27 protein-coding genes and 2 tRNA genes are annotated in these 25,357 nt (G+C 65.4%); 9 read left to right on the forward strand and 20 right to left on the reverse strand.

Annotated features, from left to right (window positions below; genetic code table 11):
- Positions 1 to 13: 13 nt before the first annotated feature.
- From pstB to pstS, 4 genes are read right to left on the reverse strand one after another with little or no spacing between them, the layout of a single operon-like run.
- Complete coding sequence (gene pstB, locus BM013_RS03535) at positions 14 to 796, reverse strand: phosphate ABC transporter ATP-binding protein PstB (RefSeq protein WP_093122819.1); 783 nt, start codon at positions 794 to 796, stop codon at positions 14 to 16.
- Between the two features lie 17 nt (positions 797 to 813).
- Positions 814 to 1,698 (reverse strand): phosphate ABC transporter permease PstA, encoded by an 885-nt coding sequence (pstA, locus tag BM013_RS03540; RefSeq protein WP_093122822.1) that lies wholly within the window; start codon positions 1,696 to 1,698, stop codon positions 814 to 816.
- Positions 1,695 to 2,777, reverse strand: a complete 1,083-nt coding sequence (gene pstC, locus BM013_RS03545; RefSeq protein WP_093122825.1) for a phosphate ABC transporter permease subunit PstC — start codon at positions 2,775 to 2,777, stop codon at positions 1,695 to 1,697. The genes pstA and pstC overlap by 4 nt, the downstream gene beginning before the upstream one ends.
- A gap of 30 nt (positions 2,778 to 2,807) precedes the next feature.
- Positions 2,808 to 3,842, reverse strand: a complete 1,035-nt coding sequence (gene pstS / locus BM013_RS03550) for a phosphate ABC transporter substrate-binding protein PstS (protein WP_093122828.1) — start codon at positions 3,840 to 3,842, stop codon at positions 2,808 to 2,810.
- A gap of 306 nt (positions 3,843 to 4,148) precedes the next feature.
- On the opposite strand from pstS, the gene BM013_RS03555 reads away from it, so the two are divergent.
- Complete coding sequence (locus tag BM013_RS03555; protein WP_093122831.1) at positions 4,149 to 5,669, forward strand: Ppx/GppA phosphatase family protein; 1,521 nt, start codon at positions 4,149 to 4,151, stop codon at positions 5,667 to 5,669.
- A 55-nt stretch (positions 5,670 to 5,724) separates the two neighbouring features.
- Here the strand turns inward: BM013_RS03555 and BM013_RS03560 are convergent, their stop codons facing one another.
- The 3 genes from BM013_RS03560 to BM013_RS03570 form a co-directional block, all read right to left on the reverse strand.
- Entirely contained in the window at positions 5,725 to 6,186 is a 462-nt protein-coding gene (locus BM013_RS03560; RefSeq protein WP_177206482.1) for a SixA phosphatase family protein, read from the reverse strand.
- 19 nt (positions 6,187 to 6,205) lie between these two features.
- Positions 6,206 to 8,344: a polyphosphate kinase 1 gene (gene ppk1, locus BM013_RS03565; RefSeq protein ID WP_256219852.1), complete on the reverse strand. Its 2,139-nt coding sequence runs from the start codon at positions 8,342 to 8,344 to the stop codon at positions 6,206 to 6,208.
- Between the two features lie 239 nt (positions 8,345 to 8,583).
- Positions 8,584 to 9,492, reverse strand: coding sequence for a GNAT family N-acetyltransferase (locus BM013_RS03570; protein WP_093122840.1), 909 nt, complete (start codon positions 9,490 to 9,492; stop codon positions 8,584 to 8,586).
- A 189-nt stretch (positions 9,493 to 9,681) separates the two neighbouring features.
- Here BM013_RS03570 and BM013_RS03575 point away from each other — a divergent pair, with 189 nt between their 5' ends.
- From BM013_RS03575 to BM013_RS03590, 4 genes are all read left to right on the forward strand, one after another.
- A complete protein-coding gene (locus tag BM013_RS03575; RefSeq protein ID WP_177206480.1) occupies positions 9,682 to 11,361 on the forward strand; it encodes an FAD-dependent oxidoreductase in 1,680 nt (559 codons plus the stop codon).
- Between the two features lie 69 nt (positions 11,362 to 11,430).
- Positions 11,431 to 11,694 carry a UBP-type zinc finger domain-containing protein gene (locus BM013_RS03580; RefSeq protein WP_093122846.1) on the forward strand — a complete coding sequence of 88 codons (264 nt, stop codon included), beginning with the start codon at positions 11,431 to 11,433 and terminating at the stop codon, positions 11,692 to 11,694.
- Positions 11,695 to 11,789: 95 nt separating this feature from the next.
- Positions 11,790 to 12,497 (forward strand): glutathione binding-like protein, encoded by a 708-nt coding sequence (locus BM013_RS03585; protein ID WP_093122849.1) that lies wholly within the window; start codon positions 11,790 to 11,792, stop codon positions 12,495 to 12,497.
- 49 nt (positions 12,498 to 12,546) lie between these two features.
- Positions 12,547 to 12,623 (forward strand) — tRNA-Pro (locus tag BM013_RS03590).
- A 69-nt stretch (positions 12,624 to 12,692) separates the two neighbouring features.
- On the opposite strand, the gene BM013_RS03595 is transcribed toward BM013_RS03590, so the two are convergent.
- The 5 genes from BM013_RS03595 to BM013_RS03615 all read right to left on the reverse strand — a co-directional run bounded on the left by BM013_RS03595 (position 12,693) and on the right by BM013_RS03615 (position 17,192).
- The gene (locus BM013_RS03595) at positions 12,693 to 13,547 is read right to left on the reverse strand and encodes an alpha/beta fold hydrolase (RefSeq protein WP_093122852.1); all 855 of its coding nucleotides are present in this window, start codon (positions 13,545 to 13,547) and stop codon (positions 12,693 to 12,695) included.
- 26 nt (positions 13,548 to 13,573) lie between these two features.
- A complete protein-coding gene (locus tag BM013_RS03600) occupies positions 13,574 to 14,650 on the reverse strand; it encodes an alkene reductase (RefSeq protein ID WP_093122855.1) in 1,077 nt (358 codons plus the stop codon).
- Between the two features lie 56 nt (positions 14,651 to 14,706).
- Complete coding sequence (locus BM013_RS03605) at positions 14,707 to 15,411, reverse strand: SDR family oxidoreductase (RefSeq protein ID WP_093122858.1); 705 nt, start codon at positions 15,409 to 15,411, stop codon at positions 14,707 to 14,709.
- 66 nt (positions 15,412 to 15,477) lie between these two features.
- Positions 15,478 to 16,479 (reverse strand): NADP-dependent oxidoreductase, encoded by a 1,002-nt coding sequence (locus BM013_RS03610; RefSeq protein ID WP_093122861.1) that lies wholly within the window; start codon positions 16,477 to 16,479, stop codon positions 15,478 to 15,480.
- Positions 16,480 to 16,586: 107 nt separating this feature from the next.
- Positions 16,587 to 17,192: a TetR/AcrR family transcriptional regulator gene (locus BM013_RS03615; RefSeq protein ID WP_093122863.1), complete on the reverse strand. Its 606-nt coding sequence runs from the start codon at positions 17,190 to 17,192 to the stop codon at positions 16,587 to 16,589.
- 220 nt (positions 17,193 to 17,412) lie between these two features.
- On the opposite strand from BM013_RS03615, the gene BM013_RS03620 reads away from it, so the two are divergent.
- The 3 genes from BM013_RS03620 to BM013_RS03630 all read left to right on the forward strand — a co-directional run bounded on the left by BM013_RS03620 (position 17,413) and on the right by BM013_RS03630 (position 20,151).
- Positions 17,413 to 17,489 (forward strand) — tRNA-Arg (locus BM013_RS03620).
- 341 nt (positions 17,490 to 17,830) lie between these two features.
- A complete protein-coding gene (locus tag BM013_RS03625) occupies positions 17,831 to 18,241 on the forward strand; it encodes a hypothetical protein (RefSeq protein WP_143098226.1) in 411 nt (136 codons plus the stop codon).
- 659 nt (positions 18,242 to 18,900) lie between these two features.
- Positions 18,901 to 20,151 (forward strand): NHL repeat-containing protein, encoded by a 1,251-nt coding sequence (locus BM013_RS03630; protein ID WP_177225412.1) that lies wholly within the window; start codon positions 18,901 to 18,903, stop codon positions 20,149 to 20,151.
- Between the two features lie 200 nt (positions 20,152 to 20,351).
- On the opposite strand, the gene BM013_RS03635 is transcribed toward BM013_RS03630, so the two are convergent.
- From BM013_RS03635 to BM013_RS03660, 5 genes are all read right to left on the reverse strand, one after another.
- Complete coding sequence (locus BM013_RS03635) at positions 20,352 to 20,996, reverse strand: hypothetical protein (RefSeq protein WP_143098227.1); 645 nt, start codon at positions 20,994 to 20,996, stop codon at positions 20,352 to 20,354.
- A 39-nt stretch (positions 20,997 to 21,035) separates the two neighbouring features.
- Positions 21,036 to 21,278 carry a hypothetical protein gene (locus tag BM013_RS03640; protein ID WP_093122874.1) on the reverse strand — a complete coding sequence of 81 codons (243 nt, stop codon included), beginning with the start codon at positions 21,276 to 21,278 and terminating at the stop codon, positions 21,036 to 21,038.
- Positions 21,279 to 21,747: 469 nt separating this feature from the next.
- Entirely contained in the window at positions 21,748 to 22,068 is a 321-nt protein-coding gene (locus BM013_RS03650; protein WP_093122879.1) for a hypothetical protein, read from the reverse strand.
- Positions 22,069 to 22,195: 127 nt separating this feature from the next.
- The gene (locus BM013_RS03655) at positions 22,196 to 22,387 is read right to left on the reverse strand and encodes a hypothetical protein (RefSeq protein ID WP_093122882.1); all 192 of its coding nucleotides are present in this window, start codon (positions 22,385 to 22,387) and stop codon (positions 22,196 to 22,198) included.
- Between the two features lie 55 nt (positions 22,388 to 22,442).
- A complete protein-coding gene (locus BM013_RS03660) occupies positions 22,443 to 23,156 on the reverse strand; it encodes a hypothetical protein (RefSeq protein ID WP_093122884.1) in 714 nt (237 codons plus the stop codon).
- Between the two features lie 515 nt (positions 23,157 to 23,671).
- Here BM013_RS03660 and BM013_RS03665 point away from each other — a divergent pair.
- A complete protein-coding gene (locus tag BM013_RS03665) occupies positions 23,672 to 23,959 on the forward strand; it encodes a hypothetical protein (RefSeq protein WP_143072471.1) in 288 nt (95 codons plus the stop codon).
- A gap of 59 nt (positions 23,960 to 24,018) precedes the next feature.
- Here the strand turns inward: BM013_RS03665 and BM013_RS03670 are convergent, their stop codons facing one another.
- The 3 genes from BM013_RS03670 to BM013_RS03680 all read right to left on the reverse strand — a co-directional run bounded on the left by BM013_RS03670 (position 24,019) and on the right by BM013_RS03680 (position 25,315).
- The gene (locus tag BM013_RS03670; RefSeq protein ID WP_371279627.1) at positions 24,019 to 24,399 is read right to left on the reverse strand and encodes a hypothetical protein; all 381 of its coding nucleotides are present in this window, start codon (positions 24,397 to 24,399) and stop codon (positions 24,019 to 24,021) included.
- Positions 24,400 to 24,730: 331 nt separating this feature from the next.
- Entirely contained in the window at positions 24,731 to 24,925 is a 195-nt protein-coding gene (locus tag BM013_RS03675) for a hypothetical protein (RefSeq protein ID WP_093122894.1), read from the reverse strand.
- 99 nt (positions 24,926 to 25,024) lie between these two features.
- A complete protein-coding gene (locus BM013_RS03680) occupies positions 25,025 to 25,315 on the reverse strand; it encodes a hypothetical protein (RefSeq protein ID WP_093122897.1) in 291 nt (96 codons plus the stop codon).
- Positions 25,316 to 25,357 lie beyond the last annotated feature (42 nt).

A 25,357-nucleotide genomic window follows, 5' to 3' on the forward strand; every position in this document is an offset into this window, starting at 1 on the left:
GTCTCCTTTGACTTCAACCGAAACGGCCGGTGATGTAGTCCTCGGTCTCCTTGCGCTGCGGCTTGAAGAACATCTGTTCGGTGGCACCGAACTCGATCAGGTCGCCGAGGTACATGTACGCGGTGTAGTCGCTGCAGCGGGCGGCCTGCTGCATGTTATGCGTCACGATGACCACCGTGTATTCATTCTTCAGTTCGGCGATCAGTTCCTCGATCTTCGCGGTGGAGATCGGGTCCAGGGCCGAGCAGGGTTCGTCGAGCAGCAGCACTTCGGGCTTGATCGCGATGCCGCGTGCGATGCACAGGCGTTGCTGCTGGCCGCCGGACAGGCCCGAGCCGCTTTGCTGCAGCTTGTCGCGCACTTCGGTCCACAGGGCCGCCTTCTTCAGCGCCCATTCGACGCGGTCGTCCATTTCGCTGGCCGAGAGGTTCTCGAACAGCTTCACGCCGAAGGCGATGTTGTCGTAGATCGACATCGGGAACGGCGTGGGCTTCTGGAACACCATGCCGACCTTGGCGCGGATCAGCGCCACGTCCTGCTTGGACGTGAGCAGGTTCTCGCCGTCCAGTGCAATCGTGCCTTCGGCGCGTTGCTCCGGGTAGAGCTCGAACATGCGGTTGAAGGTGCGCAGCAGGGTCGACTTGCCGCAGCCCGACGGGCCGATGAAGGCCGTGACCTTGTTCTCGGGAATCTCGAGGTTGATGCTCTTGAGCGCGTGGAACTTGCCGTAGTAGAAGTTCAGGTCCTTGACCGAGATCTTCGAGCGCGACGGTTGTTGTGCAACGGTGTTTGGCATGTTGGCGTCTTCTTTGATTAGTGTTTGGTGCGCGTCAGCACACGCGCCAGGATGTTGAGTGCAAGCACGGCGACGGTGATCAGGAACACGCCGGCCCATGCCAGTTGTTGCCAGTTCTCGTACGGGCTCATCGCGAACTTGAAGATCGTGACCGGCAGGCTGGCCATCGGCTGGCTCACGTCGGCGGTCCAGAACTGGTTGTTCAGCGCAGTGAAGAGCAGCGGCGCGGTTTCACCGGCGATGCGGGCCACGGCCAGCAGGATGCCCGTGACCACACCGGCGCGTGCGGCGCGCAGCGTGATGCTCAGGATGACCTTCCACTTCGGCGTGCCCAGTGCATAGGCTGCTTCGCGCAGGCCGGGCGGCACCAGCTGCAGCATGTTCTCGGTGGTGCGAATCACCACCGGGATCACGATCAGCGCCAGCGCCAGCGCGCCGGCCAGGCCCGAGAAGCTCTTGAAGTAGGCCACCACGACGGCGTACACGAACAGGCCGATCACGATCGACGGCGCCGACAGCAGGATGTCGTTGACGAAGCGCGTGACGGAAGAGAGCCAGCCCTTGGGGTTGTACTCGGCCAGGTAGATGCCGGCCATGATGCCGATGGGCGTGCCCACGAAAGTGGCCAGCGCCACCATCACGAACGAACCGAAGATCGCGTTGGCAATGCCGCCCGCTTCGTTCGGCGGCGGCGTCATTTCGGTGAAGGTGGCAATGGCCAGGCCGCCGATGCCCTGGCGCAGCGTTTCCCAGAGGATCCACACCAGCCAGAACACGCCGAACGCCATCGCGGCGAGCGACAACGTCAGCGCGATCTTGTTGACTCGGTTGCGCGAGGCGAACTTCGCCTGGCGCATGTCGGCGAGCGCCTGCGCGCTCAGGAGGTTTTGGGCTGTACTCACGACTTGGTTCCTTCGCTCTTCTTCATCTGGGCCAGCAGCATCTTGGACAGCGACAGCACGACGAAGGTGATGAAGAACAGCACGAGGCCGAGGTACATCAGCGCGGCCTGGTGCAGGCCGGCGCCGGCTTCGGCGAATTCGTTGGCGAGTGCCGAGGTGATGCTGTTCGCGGCCTCGAACACGGAGAGGGAGTTGAGCTGGTTCATGTTGCCGATCACGAACGTGACCGCCATCGTTTCACCCAGCGCGCGGCCCAGGCCGAGCATGATGCCGCCGACGACGCCGGCCTTGGTGTACGGCAGCACCACCTTGGAGACGACTTCCCAGGTGGTCGAGCCCAGACCGTAGGCCGATTCCTTCAGCAGCGGCGGCGTCACTTCGAACACGTCGCGCATCACCGAGGCGATGAACGGAATGATCATGATCGCCAGGATGATGCCGGCCGACAGGATGCCGATGCCCACCGGCGGGCCGGAGACCAGCGCGCCAAGGTACGGGATGCCGCCCAGCAGCTTCTGCAGCGGCTGCTGCACCCAGGCCGACAGGATCGGGCCGAACACCAGCAGGCCCCACATGCCGTACACGATGGAGGGCACGGCCGCCAGCAGTTCAATGGCGGTACCCAACGGGCGCTTGAGCCAGTTGGGCGAAAGTTCGGTAAGGAAAAGCGCGATGCCGAAGCTCACCGGCACGGCGATCACCAGTGCGATGAACGAGGTGGCCAGCGTGCCGTAGATCATGACCAGGCCGCCGTACTCTTCCTTGACGGGGTCCCACACGCTGCTGGTGAGGAAGCTCAGGCCGTACTTCGAAATGGCGGGCCAGGCACCTGCGATGAGCGACAGCAGGATGCCGATGAGCATCGCCAGCGTCAGCAGCGCGGCGCCCTTGGCGGCCCAGCCGAACAGGCGGTCGGCCATGGGGCCGGAGCGGGGAGCCTTTGCAGGCGGCGGAGAGGCAGTGGCGCGACCGCGCTCGGCCGAGAGGTCGAGGGAGGTGGCTGCAGCGGGAAAGGTGGATGACACAGGTCGCTCCGGCAAAGACGAAAGCGGCGCGTCCTTGAGCGAAGGAATGCTCATGGTCGCGCCGTTCTGGACTGAAGGTTGGATTTACTTGAACGCGACGGCCTTGCCCGACGCGTCCTTCACATCGCCCCATGCCTTGGCAATGGTGGCCTTCACGGCGTCAGGCATCGGCACGTAGTCGAGGTCGTCAGCCGTCTTGTCGCCGCTCTTGTAGGCCCAGTCGAAGAACTTCAGCACGGTGGTCGCGTTGGCGGGCTTGTCCTGCACCTTGTGCATCAGGATGAAGGTCGCGCCGGTGATGGGCCATGCGCCCTTGTCGGCCTGGTTGGTCAGCACCTGGTAGAACGTCTTGCTCCAGTCGGCGCCGGAAGCGGCAGCCTTGAAGGCCGAATCGTCGGGCGACACGAAGGTGCCGGCGGCGTTCTGCATCTGGGCGTACGTCATCTTGTTCTGCTTGACGTAGGCGTATTCGACGTAGCCGATCGAGTTGGGCAGGCGGTTCACGAAAGCGGCGACGCCTTCATTGCCCTTGCCACCCGCACCGGTGGGCCAGTTCACGGCCGTGCCTTCGCCGACCTTGCTCTTCCACTCGGCGTTGACCTTGCTCAGGTAGTTGGTGAACAGGAAGCTGGTGCCCGAACCGTCGGCGCGGCGAACCGGGGCGATGGCAGCGTCAGGCAGGTTCAGCGAACCGTTCAGGGCCTTGATGGCGGGGTCGTTCCACTTGGTGATCTTGCCCAGGTAGATGTCGCCCAGGACCTGGCCGTTGAGCTTCAGTTCGCCGGGCTTGATGCCGGTGATGTTCACCACGGGGATCACGCCGCCGATGACGGTGGGGAACTGCATCAGGCCCTTGGCTTGCAGTTCATCGTCTTTCAGGGGAGCGTCCGAAGCGCCGAAATCGACGGTCTTGGCTTCGATCTGCTTGATGCCGGCGCCCGAACCGACCGACTGGTAGTTGATCTTGACGCCGGTGGCCTTGTTGAAGTCCGAAGCCCACTTGGCGTACAGCGGTGCCGGGAAGCTGGCGCCAGCGCCGGTCACGTCTTGTGCGAAGGCGGGAATGGTGAACATCGCGGCCAGCAGGCCGGCTGTTGCAAATTTGAACGTCGTTTTCATGAAGCTTCCTTTTAGAGGTAAGAAGTAGTCCCTTTCGGGCTTGGCACGGACTCTAAAAAGCTTCTGTGACATCGGTGTGACACCCCTCTGTCGAGGGAAAATGCCTTTCTTTGCCCGGTGCTTCATGTGACGCTGTCACATAACCGTCATGCGCCGCGCCTAGCCTTGCGACCCTCGCCACTGCGCGATTGGGGAGGCGGCGCGCCCGGATACAGCCGATCAGGGCCGATCACGGTCCATCACGGGCCGGTCCTGGCGCTACGATCAAACACAACAAAGACAACCCCGCTTCTTCTTCGGAATTACATGCAAAACGGCACCCGCCTCGCAGCAGTCGACCTCGGCTCGAACAGCTTCCGGCTCGAAATCGGCCAGGTCGACCACGGCCAGATCCACCGCACCGAATACCTCAAGGAAACCGTGCGCCAGGGCAACGGCCTGGACAGCGCCCGCAACCTGACCACCGAGGCCATGCAGCGCGGCTGGGACGCCCTTGCCCGTTTCGGCGAGCGGCTGGCCGGCTTCAAGCGCTCGCAGGTGCGTGCCGTGGCCACGCAAACGCTGCGCGAAGCGCGCAACCGCGAAGAGTTCCTGTTGCGCGCGCGCACCATCCTGGGCTTCGGCATCGACGTGATCCCGGGCCGGGAAGAAGCCCGCCTTATCTACCAAGGCGTGGCGCACATGCTGCCGCACACCGACGCATCCGACTCCGAACGGCGGCTGGTGGTCGACATCGGCGGGCGCTCCACCGAGATGATCATCGGCCAGGCGCTGGTGGCCGACCGCATGGAGTCGTACCGCGTGGGCAGCGTCGCCTGGTCGATGAAGCATTTCGGCGAAGGCCTGTTCACCCCCGCCGCCTTCCGCGCCGCCGAGGTGGCGGCCAAGGCCGTGCTCGACGACGCGCTTGCCAGCTACACCCGCGACCAGTGGGACGTGGCGTACGGCGCCTCCGGCACCATCGGCGCGGTCGGCGACGTGCTGGCCGCCTCGGGCGCCGAACCCGGCATGGTCACGCGCGAAGGCCTCGACTGGCTGCTCGACCGGCTGCTGAAGGCCGGCAGCGCCGACAAGCTGCGCATCGACGGCATGCGCGAAGACCGCAAGGCCGTCATCGGCGGCGGCGTGAGCGTGCTGCGCGCGGTGTTCGACCTGCTCGGCATCGAGGAAATGAAGGTCGCCCAGGGCGCGCTGCGCCACGGCGTGCTCTACGAACTGCTGGAACGCGACGAGAGCGTGGCCGACATGCGCACCGCCACGGTCGCGCGGCTGGCCAACCGCTTCGCCGTGGACACGGCGCAGGCCAAGCGCGTGGGCGACATCGCCGCCGCGTTGTTCGTGCAGCTCTCGCCGGCCGCGCGTGGCGGCAGCACGTCGAGCCGCGCCGGCCGCGCGCTGCGCAAGCTGGGCTGGGCCGCGCAGCTGCATGAAATAGGCACGCAGATTTCGCACAGCGACTATCACAAGCATGGCGCCTACATCCTCGACAACACCGACGCTCCGGGCTTCGCGGTGAACGAGATGCATGCGCTCGGCCAGCTGGTGCTGGGCCAGCGCGGCAAGCTGCGCAAGCTCGAATTGGCGCTGGACGACGAAACCTTCGTCATGCAGCTGCTGTCGCTGCGGCTCGCCATCATCCTGTGCCATGCGCGACGCGACCCCGATCCGCAGGCGCTGCATGTCGCGGCACTGGGCGTGCGGGCCTTCACGATTGCCTGTGCGCCGGACTGGGCCGATGCCTATCCGCAATCCGCGCACCTGCTGCGCGAGGAAGTGCTGGCCTGGCAGAAGACCAGCAACTGGCGCGTGGAACTCAGCGGCTGCTGAGCCACCCGCCTCCTAAAACCCAAGAGCCAAGAGGCAAGAGCCAGGACCGAAAGCGTCAGAGCAGCTCCGGCGACTGCACCGTCACCACGACGGTCTGCACGTCGCCGTCGCGCTCGCGCGTGCGGATCCACCACAGCGCGCCCTTGCGCACCGGGCAGCTGTCCTGCTTGAGGCCCAGCAGCAGCGAAATCGCCTGCCCCACCGACGGCTGGTGGCCGATCATCAGCACCACCGACTTGCCGTTGGGCCAGCCGGCCGCGCCGAGCATGGCTTCGGCCGTGGTTTCGGGTGCCAGCTCGGAGCGCAGCTTGTACTTGCGGCCCAGCGCCAGGGCCGTCTGCTCGCAGCGCCGCGCGGGGCTGCAGATGATGCGCGTACCGTCGGGCAATTGCCGGTCGAGCCAGCTGGCCATCCGCTTGGCCTGTTTTTCGCCGCGTGCGGTGAGCGAGCGCTGCATGTCGTCGCAACCCTCGGTCCAGTCCTCGGCTTCGGCGTGGCGCCAGAAGATCAAGTCCATGGTCATCGTCTTTCGGTCGTCAGTTGCTGGATGCATCTCTGAGATGCCCTCTTGATGCGTAGCGGTTCATGAGCGCGGCCTGCGCACCGTGGGCCTCGATGGCGCGCGACGCGCCCTCCTCGCCCGGGTGCGTGTCGTGGTCGATGCGCGTGTAGATGCCGTCGGCGCCCAGGTCCCAGGCGTCGCGTCCGTCGTGCAGGTAGGCCACCAGGCATTCGTCGATCAGGCGCTGGCGCAGGCCGGGGTCGGTCACCGGCCAGGCCAGCTCGATGCGCCGCATCATGTTGCGGTTCATCCAGTCGGCGCTCGACAGGTACAGCGACTCGTCCTCGCCGTTGCGGAAATAGAAGACGCGCGAGTGCTCCAGGAAGCGCCCGATGACCGAGCGCACGCGGATGTTGTCGGTCAGCCCCGGCACCTGCGCGGGCAGCGTGCAGGCGCCGCGCACGATCAGGTCGATCTTCACGCCCTTCTGCCCGGCACGGATCAGCGCACCGATGATTTCCTCGTCGGTCAGCGCGTTCATCTTGGCGACGATGCGCGTGGTCTGCCCCGCCGCGGCGGCCAGGCCCAGCGCATCGATCTGCGCCACGATGTTCTTGTGCAGGTCGAACGGCGCCAGCCACATGCGGTTGAGCTTGGGCAGCCGGCTCTGGCTGGCCAGGTGCACGAACACCGCTTCCATGTCGGCGGTCAGCAGCGGGTCGGCCGTGAGGTGGCTGATGTCGGTGTACAGCCGCGCCGTGCGCGGGTTGTAGTTGCCGGTGGAGAGATGGCCGTAGCGGCGCATCTGCTTGCCCTCGCGGCGCGTCACCAGCAGCATCTTGGCGTGCGTCTTCAGGCCGACCACGCCGTACACCACCTGCGCGCCGATCGACTCGAGCATTTCGGCCCAGTTGATGTTGGCCTCTTCGTCGAAACGTGCCTTCAGCTCCACCACCACCGTCACTTCCTTTCCGCGGCGCACGGCTTCGCGCAGCAGGTCCATCAGTTCCGAGTCGGCGCCCGTGCGATAGATGGTCTGCTTGATCGCCAGCACCTGCGGGTCGAGCACCGCTTCGCGCAGGAACGCGAGCACGCCCTCGAAGCTCTCGAAGGGCTGGTGAATCAGCACGTCGCCGCGCTGCAGCCGCTCGAAGAACGACTGCGAGGGCGACAGCGTGACCGGGTAAGAGGCCGGGTACGGCGGAAAGCGCAGCTGCGGCTCTTCGAGCAGGTCGGCCAGCTGCGTGAGGCGGGCCAGGTTCACCGGCCCGTGCACGCGGTACAGCGCCTCGGGCGGCAGGTTGAACTGCGCCAGCAGGAAGCTCGCGAGCGACTCGGCGCAGCTCGCCGACACCTCCAGCCGCACGGCCTGGCCGTAGTGGCGGTGCTGCAGGCCCTGGCGCAACGCGGTGCGCAGGTTCTTCACGTCTTCCTCGTCCACCGCCAGGTCGGAATGCCGCGTGACGCGGAACTGCGAGAAATCGCCCACCTCGCGCCCGACGAACATGCTCGCCAGGTGCGCGCGCACCACGCTCGACAGCGCCACGAACAGCGTCTTGCCGTCCGACACCTTGGCCGGCATGCGGATCAGGCGCGGCAGCACGCGCGGCACCTTGACGATCTGGATCGGGTTCTCGCGGCCGAAGGCGTCCTTGCCGCCCAGGCGCACGATGAAGTTCAGCGACTTGTTGGCCACCTGCGGGAACGGGTGCGCCGGGTCGAGGCCGACCGGAATCAGCAGCGGGCGCACTTCGCGCTCGAAATACTCGCTGACCCACTTGCGCTGCGCCGGGTTGCGCTCGCCGTGCGAAATGATGTGGATGCCGTGGGTGGCAAAGGTCGGCATCAGCTCGTCGTTGTACAGCGCGTACTGGCGCGCCACGAGCTTGTGGGCCGCCTCGGCCAGCCGCTCGAACGACTCGACCGTGTAGGTGCCCTTGTGGTCGCCGGCGCTGCCCGCGATCAGGTGCGGCGCGGCGCGAACCTCGAAGAACTCGTCGAGGTTGGAAGACACGATGCAAAGGTAGCGCAGCCGCTCGATCAGCGGCACCTCGGGGCGATGGGCCCAGTCGAGCACCCGTTCATTGAACGACAGGATGCTGTGGTCGCGGTCGAGCAGCGTGAACGTGGGCGCCGCGACGGCGGGCAACCGGTCTGCGGAGGCGATTGGCATGGGGACTGATTCTGGAGCAAGCGGCACGGGAGCACACGTAGGCGGAAATATGACAGTGTCGACGTCGTTTGTGACGTTCTCATGACATTCCCGTGACGCCTTCAAAAGCCCCGTTGCATGGGTCTTGCGCGGCTCCATCATGCCTGGAGGCAGGGCGGGCGGCCCGCTGTGCGGCGAGGCGGCCGCTGCGGTGTCTGACGGAGCGGCCGCCCCTGTTTGTGACAGGACGGCCGCTGCTTTCATGCGCCCAGGAAGTGCTTGCGGTAGCGCGCCGGCAAATCGTCGATGCGCATCAGCATCGGCAGGTCGGCGGCGTTGAAGTCTGGATCCCAGGCCGGTGCGCCCAGCACCTTGGCGCCCAGGCGCAGGTAACCCTTGATGAGCGCCGGCGGCTCCACCTCGAGCGTGCTGTCCAGCCGTTCAACCGGCAGCGGCAGGCGCGGCTGCACCTGATATTGAATCGGGGCCATGTGCTTGGCCGACACCTGGCGCCAGATGCTGGCGGCCGCGTCACCGTTGGTCACGCCGTTGTGCGACATCGGGATGCTGGCGCAGCCGATCATCGTGTCCAGCTTGTTGCGGTGCATGAAACCGGCCAGCGCACCCCACAGCGCGAGGATCACCCCGCCCTGGCGGTGCTCGTGGTGCACGCAGCTGCGGCCCAGCTCGACCATGCGCTCGCGCAGGTCGCGCAGGCGGGTCAGGTCGAATTCGGTGTCGCTGTAGGTGCTGCCCACGCGGCGGGCCTGGGCCGGCGTCAGCACGCGGTAGGTGCCGATGACTTGCTGGGTCAGTTCGTCGCGCACCAGCAGGTGCTCGCAGAAATCGTCGAACAGGTCGATGTCGTGGCCGGCCAGCGGCGAGGACACGCGGGCGCCCATTTCACCGACGAACACGTCGTAGCGCAGGCGCTGGGCGGCGCGCACGTCGTCGAGGTGGCGGGCCCAGCCCACCGTGATGCCTTGCCTGGATTCGACGGCCGGCGGCAGGATGGCGGCCGGGGCCGGGGCCGGAATGGAGACAACCGAGGAAACCGAAGGCATCGATGTCTGGGCAACCGTCGAAACGCCGGTTGCGGGAGCGGGCCACAAGGCCGCGCGCAGCCCGATCTGCGAAAGCGGAAACGTCGGGTTGGGCAGTTCTTTCATGGGGAACCCTTTCTGCCGAGGGAGTCTCCGCACCTGCCATGAAGCGTGCATGTCAGGAAGATTGCAGGTGCATGACGGTGTTACAGCGCGTCAAAACCCCGGCAAACCCGCTCTGGCATTGCATGCGCGCCGCTCGGGCACCAGGTTCGTCGTTTAATGCGATGGATTCGCGACATGGAGTTTTCAGACATGGCCCTCGACGCAAACGGCACCGACACCAGCCGCCTTCACCAGACTTTCCCCGTTCTCAGTGACACCGAGATTGCGCGCATTGCGCGCTTCGGCAGCGTGCAGCAGTTCGCGCGCGGCAGCCGGCTCTTCACCGCCGGCGAAACCGCCCCCGGCATGTTCGTGCTGCTCAAGGGTGTGGTGGCCGTGACACAGCGCGACGGCCTCGGCCACGTCGTGCCCATCGTGCGGCAGGGGCCGGGCGAATTCCTGGCCGAAGTCGGCCAGTTGAGCGGCCGCCCGGCACTGGTCGACGGCCATGCCGACGAAGACGTCGAAGCCCTGCTTGTCTCGCCCGCGCAACTGCGCGCCCTGCTGGTGGCCGAGGCCGACCTGGGCGAGCGCATCACCCGCGCACTCATCCTGCGGCGCGTGGCGCTCATCGAGTCCGGCGCCAGCGGCCCGGTGCTCATTGGCGCGCCGCAGTCGCCCGACATGGCGCGGCTGGAGAACTTTCTTCGCCGCAACGGCTATCCCTATCACCTGGTCGACGCCGAGCACGACCCCGACGCCGCCGCCCTCCTCGCGCAATACGGCGCCAGCAAGCTGCTGGCCGTGTGCCCCGACGGCTCCGTGCTCGTCAACCCCGGCGACGACGCGCTCGCGCGCTGCCTGGGCATGGTCGACACCGCCGAGCGCGACGAGCTGTTCGACGTGGCCGTGGTCGGCGCCGGGCCGGCCGGGCTCGCCACCGCCGTCTATGCGGCTTCCGAGGGCCTGCGCGTCATCGTGCTCGACTGCCGCGCCTTCGGCGGCCAGGCCGGCGCCAGCGCGCGCATCGAGAACTACCTGGGTTTTCCCACCGGCATCTCGGGCCAGGCGCTGGCGGGCCGGGCCTTCGTGCAGGCGCAGAAGTTCGGCGTGGAGATGCTCATTCCGGCCAAGGTGACGTCGCTCGACTGCTCGCGCAACAACGCACTCGACTGCCTGCGCATTGCGCTGGCCGACGGCCGCACCATCAACGCGCGCACCGTCGTCATTGCCAGCGGCGCGCGCTACCGCCGCCCGAACGTGCCGCGCCTTGCCGAGTTCGAAGGCCGCGGCGTCTGGTACTGGGCCTCGGCCATCGAAGCCAAGATCTGCTCGCAGCAAGAGGTGGCGCTGGTCGGCGGCGGCAACTCGGCCGGCCAGGCCGCCGTGTTCCTGTCGCGCCATGCGGCCAAGGTCAACGTGCTGGTGCGCGGGCCGTCGCTGGCGGCCAGCATGTCGCGCTACCTCATCGACCGCATCGAGGCCACGCCCAACATCTCGCTGCAGCCGTACACGGAGCTCGTGCGCCTGCACGGCGGCTCCGACGAAGGCCTGACCGGCGCGACATGGCGCTGTCACACCACCGGCGCCGAACATGACTGCCCGGCGCGCAACATCTTCCTGTTCGTCGGCGCCGAGCCTGAAACCTCGTGGCTCGAAGGCTGCGGCGTGGGCGTCGACAAGAACGGCTTCGTGCTCACCGGCAGCGCCGCGAGCAGCGGCTTTCCGGCGCGGCCGGCCACGCAGCTCGAGTCCAGCGTGTCGGGCGTGTTTGCCGTGGGCGACGTGCGCTCGGGCTCCGTCAAGCGCGTGGGCGGCGCCATCGGCGAAGGCGCCGCGGCCGTTGCGCTCATTCATCAGCACCTGTCACAGTCGACCGCCGTGGCGTGACGCCGAGGCACACCGCCGAACACGGCAACACGACACACACACACAACACAAAGACCGAGGAGCCTTCACTTGCAAATCAAACCTTGCGACCACGTGCCAGCCGACATTGCGCAACCCCACACCCTGCGCGGCTGCGAAGAGTGCCTGAAGACCGGCGACACCTGGGTTCACCTTCGCCTGTGCGTGCACTGCGGCCACGTCGGCTGCTGCGATTCGTCGCTGAACCGGCATGCCACGAAGCATTCACGCGCCGAAAACCATCCTGTCATCCAGTCGCGCGAGCCCGGCGAAGACTGGATGTGGTGCAACGCGCACCAGCGCCAGGTCGGCTGAATTCCCGCGCCTGCACGCGTTGCGGAGGCCGCGTATATGCTGCCGGGCTCCCGTCACACGCGTCCACGCGCATCACATTCACCGGAGTCCGAGACATGCCTGCTGCATCGCCCATCGAGGTCTATTCCTGGCCCACGCCCAACGGCCACAAGGTTCACGTCATGCTCGAGGAGTGCGGCCTGCCGTACCACGCGCACCCGGTGAACATCGGCAAGGGCGACCAGTTCGCGCCCGAGTTCTTGCAGATCAGCCCGAACAACAAGATCCCCGCCATCACCGACCCCGACGGTCCGGACGGCAAGCCCATCTCGCTGTTCGAGTCGGGCGCCATCCTCGTGTACCTGGCGGGCAAGACCGGCAAGTTTCTGCCCACCGGCGACCGCGAGCGCTACGACGTGCTGCAGTGGCTCATGTTCCAGATGGGCGGCGTCGGCCCCATGCTGGGCCAGGCGCACCACTTCCGCCTGTACGCGCCCGAGAAGATCGCCTATGCCATCGACCGCTACAGCAACGAAGCCAAGCGTCTGTACGGCGTGATCGACAGGCAGCTGTCGAAGAACAAGTTCATTGCCGGCAAGACCTATTCGATTGCCGACATCGCCATCTTCCCGTGGCTGCGCAGCTGGGAGAACCAGGGCATCACCCTCACCGACTTCCCGCACCTGAAGGCCTGGTTCGACGGCGTCGCCGCCCGCCCCGCGGTGCAGCGCGGCGTGAAGGTGCTGGCCGACCTGCGCCAGCCCCTCACCGGCGACAAGGAGCGCGAAGTTCTCTTCGGCAAGACGCAGTATGTGAAGCGTTGAAGAGAAATTCTGGAACCGGCCAATATCCGGGCTAGAATAGAAGGCTTGTCGGGGTGTAGCGCAGCCTGGTAGCGCATCTGGTTTGGGACCAGAGGGTCGAAGGTTCGAATCCTTTCGCCCCGACCAAAAAATGTGAATGGTGACAGCAACTCAGGTTGCTGTCACCGTTTTGCTTTGTGGCCCTGCCCCGCGAAGTCAGGCGAGAAACGCGAGCGCCCTGCTCACGAAGTCGGCGTGAAACTGGAACACCGCGCCGTGCCCGGAGTCGGGATAGATGACAAGTTCGCTGTTCGGAAGCCGCAGCGCCAGATCCCGCGTGTTCTGACTCGGAACCATCCGATCGCTGTCGCCGTTGGCAACGAGAACCGGGTGCCGAACCCCCGACAGATCCACCGGTTTCTTCGCGCCCCACCGGCGCAGCGCTTTCAGCTGCGCCTGCAGCGCGGTCACCGTGATCTCCTTGTCGCGATTTCCTGAGCGTTCCTTCAAGCGCAGCAGAAACGCCTTTCCCGCTTGAATGCCGGCGGGCGTCCTGGTGAAAAACAAAAACTGCTTCGGATCCTGGCGGGTGAGCAAACCCCGGACCATGTCGAGGTACGTCACCCGCGCCACCTTGCCGATGCCTTCGCCGCCCGCGGGACCTGTCCCCGTGACGATCATCCGGCGCACGAGTTGCGGTGCCATCAGGACAATTTCCTGCGCAATCATCCCGCCCATCGAAAAGCCGAACAGGTCGACCTGTTCGAACCCCATGGCCTCGATGAAGGTGATGGCGTCCCGGGCCATCTCCTCGATCGACGACACCGGCTTGCCGCTGGACGCGCCGACGCCCCGGTTGTCGAAGGTCACGACGCGATGCTTTGCCGCGAAGCCGTCGACAACCCGCGGGTCCCAGTTGTCCAGGACGGCCGCCAGGTGGATGAGAAAGATCACCGGCGTGCCCGTGTTCTGCGTTCCGAGTTCGCGGTAGGCGAACTCCACGCCGCCCGCGGTGAGCGTCCGCGTCGGAACGTCCTTCCAGGTCACGTTCGGCCTTTGCGTCGCACCCATGGTGTTCGGCCTTCGAGGTATCTCGATCAGGCCGCGAGGGCCGGATAGTCGGTGTAGCCCTTGGCACCCGGCGTATAGAACGTCGCCATGTCCAAGGCGTTCAGCGCCGCATCGGTCCGCATGCGCTCCACCAGGTCGGGATTGGCGAGAAACGGGCGCGCAAAGGCGATGAGATCCGCCTGGCCGGCCTTGAGCGCTGCATCGGCACCGGCGCGATCGAAGCCTCCGGCCAGGATGAACAAGCCCTTGAACGCAGCGCGAAGCCGGGACTTCAACTCGCCAGGCACGGGCGGCGCGCCCATGGCCGAATGGTCCAGCAGGTGCACGTACCGCAGGCCAAGCGCCGACAGCGCCTGCACGAGCGCCAGGTACTGCGATTCGACATCGGGAAAGGCGCCCGTGCTGTTGAACACGCCATGAGGCGACAGCCGCACGCCGACGCGATCGGCACCGATGACGTCGGCCGTGGCGCGGGCCACCTCGAGCGCGAAGCGGTTGCGGCCTTCAATGCCGCCGCCGTAGGCATCGGTGCGCTGGTTCACATTGGCGTTCAGGAACTGCTCGATCAGGTAGCCGTTCGCGGCATGCAGCTCGACACCGTCGAATCCCGCCTCGATGGCGAGTTGCGCCGACTTCGCGTACTCGCCCACGGCGTGGGCAATGTCGGCGGCTGTCATCGCGCGCGGCGTGCCGTGCGGCTGCATGCCCTGCGTGTCGGTGTACATCTCGCCGGGGCAGACATCGGCCGCCGGCCCGATCACCTCCGCCCCCACCGGCAGGTTGGCCGCGTGGCTCACACGGCCGGTGTGCATGAGCTGCACGAAGATCTTGCCGCCCTTGGCATGGACCGCGCCGGTGACTGCTTTCCAGCCGCGCACCTGCGCGTCGTTGAAGAGCCCGGGGATGCGTGCGTAACCCAGGCCGTTGGGCGACGGCGAAGTGCCTTCGGTGACGATCAGGCCGGCGGTTGCACGCTGGCCGTAGTACTCGGCCATCAGGTCGTTGGGCGTGTTGGCATCGACGGCGCGGCTGCGCGTCATGGGCGCCATCACGGCGCGGTTGGCAAGTTGAAACGCAGGCGTGGCGAGAGGTTCGAAAAGCATGGTCATTCCTGGAAGAGACGAAAGAATCGGGTCGCTGGCAGCTGGCCGGAGCCAGCTCAGGCCAGCTGCGGCAGATAGCTCGGCCGTGCCGCCGTCATTCCTTGCTTGACCTGCAGCGTGAGCGCATCGGCCAGCACCTCGTCGAGGCCCGATTCGAGGCCGTCGAGCGCGCGCCGGACGATTTCCTCGGGGCTGGACTTCGGCACCTCGAACCCACGCGTCAGGTCGGTATCCACATAGGCCATGTGCAACCCCAGCACCTGCGTCTTCTGCGCCGCGAGCTCGTTGCGCAGCGCGTTGGTGAGCGACCAGGCAGCCGACTTGCTCGCCGAGTACGCGGCCAGCTCGCCGCCATTCACCCACGAGGCGACCGACAGCACGTTGAGCAGCGCGCCGCCGTGGTTGGCTTTGAGGATCGGCGCAAAGGCCTTGCTCATGCGCAGCACGGCGAAGAAGTTGGTTTCGAAAATGCGCCGGGCGACGTCTTCGCTGTCCGCTGCAAGAAAGCCGCCGGGCTGGGCGATGCCGGCGTTGTTGATCACCAGCGTGACGTCCGGCGCTTGCGCTGCGGCAGCGGCCACGTCTTCAGGCTGGTTGACGTCGAGCCGCAGGGGCGTCACCCCGGCCTGCGTGACAGTGACGGGGTCACGTGCGCCGGCGTAGACCTTGCGGGCGCCTCGGGCGAGCAGTTCGCGCGCAAAAGCCAGGCCGATGCCGCGATTGGCCCCGGTGACGAGGGCGACGGCGTTTTCAATCTTCATGAGAGGCTCCAAAAAAACGGATGGGTGGGTTGATGGGTTGGCGGGTTGGCGGCTGAGGAATCGGGTTCACTTGACCTGCACGACGACCTTCCCCTTCGCGCGGCCGGCCTCGACATAGGCCAGGGCCTCGTTGGTGGCGGCAAACGGAAAGATCCGGTCGATCACGGGGCGGATGGCGCCGGCGTCGATGAGCCGTGCAATCTCGTGCAGTTGCGCGCCGTTCGCCCTCATGAACAGAAAGGCGTAGTCGACGCTCCGGGCCTTCGCCCTTCGCCTGACGCCCAGGCTCAGCAGGCGCATGGCCAGCTTCACGAACCCGGGGGCTGCGATTTCCTTGCCGAAGTCGGGGTCCGGCGGCCCGGAGATGGAAATCAGCTTTCCGCCGGGCTTGAGCACGCGAAGCGATTTCTCGAGCGTCGTGCCGTCCTGGCTGTTCAGGACCACGTCGTAGTCGCGCAAGAGCGCCTCGAAGTCCTGCGTCTTGTAGTCGATGACCACGTCCGCACCCAGGCTCTTCACCAGTTCGACATTGGCCGTGCTCGTCGTCGTGGCGACGGTGGCGCCCAGGTGCTTGGCCAGCTGAATGGCAAAGGTGCCCACGCCGCCCGAGCCTGCCTGGATGAAGACCTTCTGCCCCTTCTTCAGCTTCGCCTTCTCGACCAGTGCCTGCCAAGCCGTCAGGCCCACCAGGGGGATCGACGCGGCTTCGGCCATCTTGAGGCCCTTGGGCTTGAGCGCCAGCGACGCCTCCTTGACCGCGACGAACTCGGCGAAGGTGCCGATGCGGAAGTCGTCCGGCCGCGCGAACACCTCGTCGCCCAGCCTGAACTGCTGCACGCGCCGGCCCACCTGCACCACGACGCCGGCCACGTCGTGCCCCAGCACCAGCGGCAGCCGATAAGGCAGGATCAGCTTGAACTCGCCGTCACGGATCTTGGCGTCCAGCAGGTTCACGCCCGCGGCATGCACCTCGACCAGGACCTCGTCGTCGCGCAGTTCCGGCGTCGGCATGTCCGTCAATCGCAATGCGCGCTTTTTTCCATAGCGCTCCAGCACGAATGCCTTCATCGTTCTTCCTTGTTCCCGGCACGCCAGGTCTTGTCGATCTCTTCATTTCGCATGATGTTCGTCATATGTAAAGGCGAAAAAATGGGCCGCTTCGTCCATCGGCGGATTCAGCTGCCCGTGGGGCTCAGGTGCTTGAGCGCGGCCTGGCGCAAGGCATCGGACAGCGCAGGCTCGTCGACTGCGCGCGCCAGCAGCAAGGCGCCCACCATCGTCGAGATGGTCACGAGCGCCCGTTCATGGGCGCCCGGTTGTCCCCAGTCCGGCAACTGGCGGGCCATGAGGTCGATCATTTCCTTGATGTGCAGCGTGGTCACCCGGCGCACTTCAGGCACCTGGCGCGAAGTTTCGCAGCCCAGCGCGGCCAATGGGCACCCCACGTCGATGTGCTCCAGATGCTCCTTGGAGAGATAGGCGCCCAGCATGGATGCCAGCGCCTTGTCGGTGGGCGTGGTGGCCACGACCTGTGCGGCCGCGGAAGCGGACTCCGCGCACGCCCTGCCCGCAGCTTCGGCCAGCATGGCCTCGCGCGAGGCGAAGTGGGCATAGAAGGCGCCGTGCGTCAGGCCGGCCTCCTTCATGATGTCCGCGACGCCCGTGCCGTCGTAGCCACTGCGACGGATCGCGCGGGCGGCCACGGACACGATGCGCTCGTGCGTGGCATCTTTCGCGGCGGCCCTGGCGCTGGTCTTCTCTTTTCGCATGACGTGCATCATATAGAACGCGACAGCAGCCTGCAACCGTTGACAGAACACCTGCCGGAATCCGGCCTCGGCGCACCGTGCTTGCTGGGGCCATTCACCGGAAGCGGGAGCCGCCGCAGCCCGAGCTCACAGGCGCGAGGCCAATGCGGAACTGGGTAGAATTCGCCGCGGCCAGCCTGGAAAGAATGACGCCTAAGTCATTGATTCTTCAGGCTTCTCTCAGGCCGCAAATCTGCCCGTAGCTCAGTTGGATAGAGCACCTGCCTTCTAAGCAGGTTGTCGGGGGTTCGATCCCCTCCGGGCAGGCCAATTTAGTGTTCCACGAAGCCCCACAAAGCACCAAGAGCAGCCATTTCTCCTCTGTCGAGCGGGATTTTTTGCTCCATGAGCAATCACGATGAACCGTTGAGATTCGTCGAAATTGGGGGAACTGGGCTACTTGACCATTCGCCAGCATCCGCAATACGGCTTCACTGCATTGGGGTAGACGGGATCCATCGGCTTTGAGCAGCTGGAGAAACAGGGGGGTGAAGGCCGCGATCTTGAGGCACGCGCGTTTCCAGCGCGGCCCTCAGAAAGCCTGAACACGGGCTTTGCGGTTGCGATTCTTTGGCATCATCAGATGCTTCAAAACCGGATTAGCTCTAAAAATGCCTGCTTCGCGATTGGCCTGCGTCATTCTTCTCGCGCTCTTGACCGGCTGCGTCGCACCCACGCTTCGTGGGGAGCATGAGGATCGCTTCAAATTCCGCGCTGCAGGCGCAATCCCATCGGAAAAAGTTCTGGCGTTCTTGGAATGTGTTCAAGACGGGCTCACCGCTGAACAGCGGCACATCAACGCCATGGTCTACCAGACAAGGCGGGTCAACGGCTACCGCGTTGACCTGAGGACCGACAAGTACATCCTGCTCAGCGCGGACATACTCGAGGATGGCCGCACGCAGTTGGTCGAGGGGCCTGCCGCTGGGATGATCCCTACGGGCGCCGAGATCGGCCAGTATGAAGAATGCGTAAAACGGTTTGGCAAACCCCTCAGCGAAAGCCCGATACCCCGCGGCTGAGTGCACCTTCCGGCACCGCTCGACGTCGCACTCGGCGCAGCGGCCTCACCACGGGAGCCCGCCTCGCGCGGGCTTTCTCATGCCCGGGACCGGAATCGAACCGGCATGTCTAGTGGCCTTCATGCAGGATCCTGGCCGCGCCAAGCACGACTGCCACCCTTGGTGACAAAGACAGCGTAGGGCCTTCTGACCGTATTCGCGGCCTCGCAGGTGATCTCTCGGAACGCGATACGCGGCAAAACTACTTGTCGACGACGTCCCCACCAGTTTTGGCTGCGGCTTTGCGCTTGGCCAACTGCGCCATGGCGTCGGCAGTTCGCTTTTCCTGTGCGCTGTCAGCCTTCGCTTGCTCGGCTCTACAGCCCCTCCTCTACCGCCCATCCATTTCCAGAAATACCCAATCCTGGGGATGGGCAGGAAACACTTCATTTACAAAAATCAACAATTAGAAACTTCTCAGACTTCCAGCCTGACCTGCTTCTTTTTCGTGGATCAATAAATTTAACGAGGGGCAGAGGATGCTGTTTAGTCAAGCGAGTTTCTACGGGCGCTGCGGCGCCGTGGCCGGTGCGATCGCGCTGCTGGCGTCTTGTGGTGGTGGCGGAGGCGGAAGCAACGGCGGGGGCTTCTTTTTTCCAACGGCGGCCCCGGCGCAGCCCGTGACCCCGGTCGCCGAACAACGTGCGATCGGCGGCACCGTGACCGGCATGGTCGGCAAACTCGTGCTGCAGAACAACGCGGGCGACGACCTCACGCTGACGGCCGACGGCAAGTTCAGCTTTGCCGGCACCGTCGCCACAGGATCAGACTACGCGGTCAGCGTGCGCAACCAGCCCTACTGGCAGTTCTGCACCGTGACCAAGGGCAGCGGCACGGTCACGGCCGAGGTCGGCGACGTGGCCGTCACGTGCGCGGAGGCGGCCGCACAGGTCTCGACATTCGTCGGAACCGGCAGCCCCGCTTCGCTCGACGGCAACCGCGACACGGCGACGTTCGACAACCCCATGGGCGTCATCGTCGGCAAGAACGGCGAGCTGTTCGTGTCGGAACCGGGCAGCAACCGCATGCGCAAGGTCGCGGCCAACGGCGACGTCAGCACCTTTGCCGGCAACAACACGGCTGGCACGATCGACGGCAACGCAACCGCGGCCTCTTTCAACGGCCTGATCGCCATGGCCCTTGCGCCGTCGGGCGATTTCTACGGCGCGGAATTCGGCGGGAACGTGATCCGCAAGATCACCCAGACGGCTGACGTGAGCGTCTTCGCGGGCGCTGGCAGCCCTGGTTCAGGGGACGGCAACGCCGCCACCGCGACGTTCAACGGCCCCATCGCAATGACGATCGACGGTGCGGGCAACATCTTCCTGGCCGAGCTCCACGTCTCTCTCATCCGCAAGATCACGCCTGCCGGAGATGTCAGCACACTGGCCGGCTCGTCGCCCCTCGGCTTTGCCGACGGCACCGGCACTGCGGCACAGTTCGCCCGGCCCTATGGCATCGTGGCCGATGCCGCCGGCAATCTCTTCGTGGCCGACAGCGAAAACCACAGGATCCGCAAGGTGACGCAAGGTGGCGTGGTCACGACCTTCGCGGGCACGGGAACGCCCGGCTCCTTGGACGGCGCAAAAGATATCGCGACCTTCCAGCGCCCTGGCGGCCTGGCCTTCGACGCCCTCGGCAACCTCTACGTGGCTGACACCGACAACAACGTCCTGCGCAAGATCACGCCGGCGGGCGTGGTGTCCACGGTTGCAGGCAAGGCTGGGGTGATGGGCAGCCAGAACGGCATCCGCGAGGCTGCGAGGTTCTCTCAGCCGTACGGCATCGCGATCGCCGCCGACGGCACGATCTACGTGGCCGACAGCTTGAACCACCGAATCCGCAAGATCGAACCCGTCGCCGCGCCCTGAGTCGCGAGCGAGTCAAAGCCAATCGCGTGTCAACGCGCCGGCGTGCCACTCACATGTGGCGCTGCCGGCGCGGCGCTCATCTGCGATGTGCGCCAGTTCGCCGCCTTGAGCATCTGCCGGGCCGTGCGGCAAGTGTTGAATTGGTGGCCTCGAAGATCGATGCGCACAACAACGCATCGGCGGATTGAACCCCAAGCTGCCTAGCGTGCCCAAGGAGCCTGCGAGTGTGTGCTCTTGGGCGGCGGCTCCAGTGCGACGATATCCGCATAGAGACGATCCGTTCGCACCTTGATGCCTGCGGCGCACTCGTTTGCACGCGCAATGATCGCCGGCCAATGATCGGGCGCATCGGCTTGCCTCATACGCTCATGCCCCTTCTTGGCACTGTGAAGAAGTGCTTTGCCCAAACTTTCAGAAACAGAGAGCCCTTCGATAGCGCTGTGCGTTTCGAATCGGAGGTAGTCAGTGCGTGACAGCGCACTCACCAACACCTCAAGCTCAATCGCAAGATGGAAGAGGTCCATCAGCACGGGAGGTCGAACGCACCCGATGCTTGCGATCTTCTCGGCGACGCTGTACACGCCGCTCATCACCTGCAACGCGCCCTGCAGAGCTGCGCGCTTGGTTTGCCAGTCTGCAATTGCTTTCCGCCGGAGTTCCAGCCGATGCTGGCGCTGTACAACCCAGACGGCGAGACCGATTGCAGCGACCGAACCAACGGCCTGTACCCAAGAGGAAAACCCCGCGTTTTCGTTTGCCCATTTCAAGGCAGGAGACCAACCCGCAAGCAGCGCAATGACCGCACCGACCAGCGTCCACAGACCGAGCACCACGAGTCCGTTCATCGCCGCCTCCATTCTTTGGAGCGCGGAGTATCGCGCCGATCAATCCTCCAGGTCGAAGCGCATCTGCAGCTCGCGCACGATGCGCGCGATGTCGACGCGGTGCGTGCCCCGGTCGGTGCGCACCGGCACCGTCCAGTTCGCGCCGCCCTCGCCGCCCGGGTCTGCCCACACGACGCCAGCGCCGTGCACATCGGTCGGCACGCCGCGCAGGTCGGGAATCGTCTCGATGCGCTCGAGCAGCAGGGACCGAAGCTGGGCGGCGGTGCGTGTCGGCTTTGTCATCTGTTTCACCTAAGACCTCAGCGCATCCACCCACAGCCACCAGGCCCGGTTGTGCGCCTCGGTGATGCTGCGATATGTCTCACCGTCACCAGGAAGAGACTCGAGACCAGGGCCCTCGATCGCATGGATCGACACGGCTTGACCATCTTGATGCATCACGGCAAAAGCGCTTTGCGCATCCCGCTGCATCTGCAGTCGGATCACCTTCGGTTCGGGCTTCCCCATCTCGCTTCCCCCAAATAGTCAGGAAACGAATGATGCACCGCGTCGAGACCTCACTCGAGCGTGAGCGCCCCGCACCAGCAACTCGCGCACAGGCCAGCCTCAGCCGTCTCATGCGGACATTGTTTCGACCCCAGGCAGTCGAGAACCGCGGCGCGCAATGCCCGGTTCTCGACAAGCCTCGGCAAGTCCCGGCAAGTCTCTTCAATGCCCCGTCAAAAGGGCCGTGCCCGGTGGAACGCTGCCCCTAGTGCAAGCCGCACTGCACGCCCGCGTCCGACGCCATCCCCCGCGTCGCCCACCCCAGCCGGGCATCGCCCGCCCCGTCCCCCACCGCAAAGAACCTGCACAGCCCATTGCCCACATCGAAGTGCCCGCCCTGCGTGCGGTTCACCGCCCGACCGTCCGCCAGCCGATAGGACACATCCCCCTTCTTCGGGCTGTACTCCTTGTGCAGGCTCACGCGCAGGAAGAACGTCGTGTACTCGATGACCGTGCTCTGACGGTCTTCTGCGTCCACCACGTTGAACCTGCCGGTTTCGCGGATCACTCTTTCGTAGGTCGCCATGGCTTTTCTCCTGCGCCAAGTGGGAAAACGGCGTGGCCCCGCTGAAAAATTCGGGCCATCCGACGGCTCTACGCAGCAACCTCACAAACAGATTCACTTTTTTTGCTTTTTTTGCCTTTTTCGCCGTTTAGTGCACGAACGGCTTGGCTTTCTCCTGGAAGACCTTGTACAGAACGTCGAGCTCTTCCAGCTCCCGCTTCAGCGCCTGCCGGTCGTAAGGCTCGCCGGCAGCAATCTGGGCCATCAGGTTGCGGTGGGACTCGCGCTTGGCCTCCAGGGCCTGGAAGGCCGCGAAGAATTCGTCCTGCTGGATGGACATGGCATCTCCTTCGAAAACCCGACTATGCCCAGAACGGCCGCGCCGGGCCATGGCCTTAGGCAGCCGGCGCCAGGTGCCAGTTCTTGCTGCGCATCCACGCGCCCCAGTCGCTCCACGGAAAGAAGGCGCTGGGGTGGCGAATGAACAGGAACGCCATCGAGCGACCCTCGTGCGTCGCGGTGAGCTCCGACGGCTGAACGCCCGCGATGGGGTCGCACTTTCGGCGGGTCACGTTCTCGGCGCCGCACAGGCCGCGCAGCGCGTCGATCTTCGGCCCCTCGGTGCCGTAGACAACGCAACGCTCGGCGCCCAGGGCAGCCGCCACGGTGAAGAACGACGCCCACCCGTGCAGGTAGTCGGTGTCGTCCGGGCGATGCTTGCGCGTCTTCATCGGGCGATGAACCAGGTTGAAAAACGCAAGCTCCGACCACAGGCGCTGCCGCTCCGCCGGCGATGTCTTGCGCTTCAGGTAAACGGCCCGTTCGAAGTTGCGAACATAGGTCGCGCGCCCCACCTTCTTCGAGTTCAACGCAAGCGCGCGATTCAGGTGCATCTTGCGCAGCGCGCCGCTGCTCGCCACGTAGGCCAGGCTGGCGGCATGCGCGTCGTTCTTGCCGAAGGCGTACACGCTTTCTCCGAGCACGATGGTCTTCTTCTGCGAGCTCGCGTAGCGGCTTCCCACCCACGGCAGCGAAGGCAATGCGAGCGAAGCGAAGGTCGGGTCGAACGACGTGTCCAGCAAGCCCTTGTAGTCAGTCTCGACGCTCATTTCTTCCTGCCTCTCACACGTTGCATGCAGCGTCTTCACGCGATTTCTTCGAGCTGAAATTGTCTCGCGACAAGACACTTTTCAAACCAATTGGAAGCTCATGAAATAGCGCACGCCTTGCGCCATTTCCTTGCGCAAGCCGCACACCCCGCGCGCCCGCAACAGCACTCGCTCGCTGATCATCGAGGTTCATGGCCCTCAAGAAATCCCCCAAGGCAAGACCCGGTCGTGCTCCGCTCCAGGAGGGCGTCGCGTCCATCCCCATCACGGTTCGCATGACGCCGGCGCAGAAGGAGAAGTTCGCTTTGCTGCGCGGTGCCCGTTGGGTTCGGGCCTGCATTGCCAAGGCGGGGTTGCCCAAGCCAAAGCCATGAGCCACCACCGCCGCGCCTCATGGCGGGGACAACGCAAGCCGCGTTGTCCGCAGTGAGGCACAAAAGGCGACGGCCACAGGGGGTAGGACCCCTGCAGCCGTCTGACCACAACGTGCACCCCTGTAGAAAGAACCGCACATCATGGCTACCAGAAATGTATCGCAGCGCCCTGCCCGCTCCACCTCGAACGCGCTGGGCGCACCGGCCAGGCTCGACGTGACGCTTCACGCCACTTACCAGGTCGAGCAGTTGCTGCTTGCCATGCGTCACGCCGCGGAAGAAAACGCCGAAGGCCTCCCGCATCTGGTGCTCGGCATGCTGCCGCGGCTGGAGCAGCTCAACGCGATGATGATGAGCGCGTCGGGCGACGCGCTGCAGTCGGTGCAGCACCTGATCCTCGAGGGCCAGCTCTGGCGCCCTCGCCCATAGCGGCGACGGCAACCACTGCCACCGCACCTGGCGCGCCGCTGAAACGGCGCGCTCCAGCTTCAGATCGGCCGCACGTCGAAGAACGCTTCGTCGGTGTCGCCCAGGTCGCGAAAGCCCGCGGTGCGCGCCGCGTCGTAGGCCTTGGCCCAGCGCTTGGCCATCGCGATCTCGGCCTTCGACAGATCGCTCTCGCTCGACTCGCTCGCGTTCTGGAACGCGCGCAGCGCAGCGACCACATCGCCGCCCAGTTGCTTGTCGATCTCGCGGCGAAAGCGCTGCTCCGCGACCTTCACCGCGTCCGCGGCGGGGTGCGGGTAGTCGGCCAGCCGAACGGTGTAGGTGACGCGCGCCTCGACCTCGACGTTCTCGAACCGGAACGGCTCGTCGCGCTGCACCGCGCGCGCGGGTGCTGGCGTCGACGCGAGCGAGGGCGCGGGCATGTGCCGCACGGCTGGTGATACAGGCACCTGCATCGGCATTGCCATGGGCATCGCCGCTGCGGCAGCCCGCGGAAAGAAAAGCTCAGATTGATTCATGGTTCATCGCCCCCACGCGCGTAGCGCGCTCATCAAAGGCCAGTTGCCAAAAAAGACTGTATGAATATACAGTTTTTAAGAACAGTAAACCAGCCCTCGATGCATGGGCTTCGGCATGAAGCCCACAAGGCGCTCGCGGAGAGTGCGAAAGGTGTTCGGCGGCGTGACGAAAGAAAGAGCGCGAAGCGCCCCTGCGGCCCGCGAGGCCGCGGCTCGAAGCCTTTGCACCGCGCGTTCAGCGGCCGTCGTAGATCATCCGCCAGACATTGCAGCCGCTCGGGCATGCAGGGGTTGTCTGGCTGGTGTTCGCGGCAGCCACCACGGGTGAGGCCGAGACAGAAAGGTCGGCAGGGTCGCTGCCCGGTGAAGGCACGCCGCCCATGACAAGGGCCGTTGCGCCGACAACCATCACCTTCGCAACCATCAACATGATCGTCTCCAGCAGTTGGTCACAAGCCCAAGATAGACCTGCCGCAGACAAAAATCGCCGGGATTTACCCTGAAGAAATTCGGCCGATCGGCCGTGCGATCAGGCGGCTTTTGTAGGCAGATCGCCTTCGCGCAGCTTGCGGCCCACCCACATCATTCCGGTCTCGTAGTTGGCCGCGCCCACCTGGATGCCGCCCACGGTGCGCAACGCGCCCGTGCCGTCGTCGGTGGCCGGGCCCTCGCCGGTGTATTCGCCAGGCACCAGCACGCGGCCGTCTTTCTGGAAATCGGCAATGCGCAGTTCGCGCATGGCGCGGCCCCAATGCCATTGCTTCTTGAGGTCGTAGGTGCCCTTGGCTGAAGACTTGGCCGGGGGTTTTGGTTTCTTCATGTCGTTTCTATCGCGCAAATAACTCGCACGAGCATAGCCCCG

This window comes from Variovorax sp. OK605 (genome assembly GCF_900115445.1).
Taxonomy (GTDB): Bacteria; Pseudomonadota; Gammaproteobacteria; order Burkholderiales; family Burkholderiaceae_C; genus Variovorax.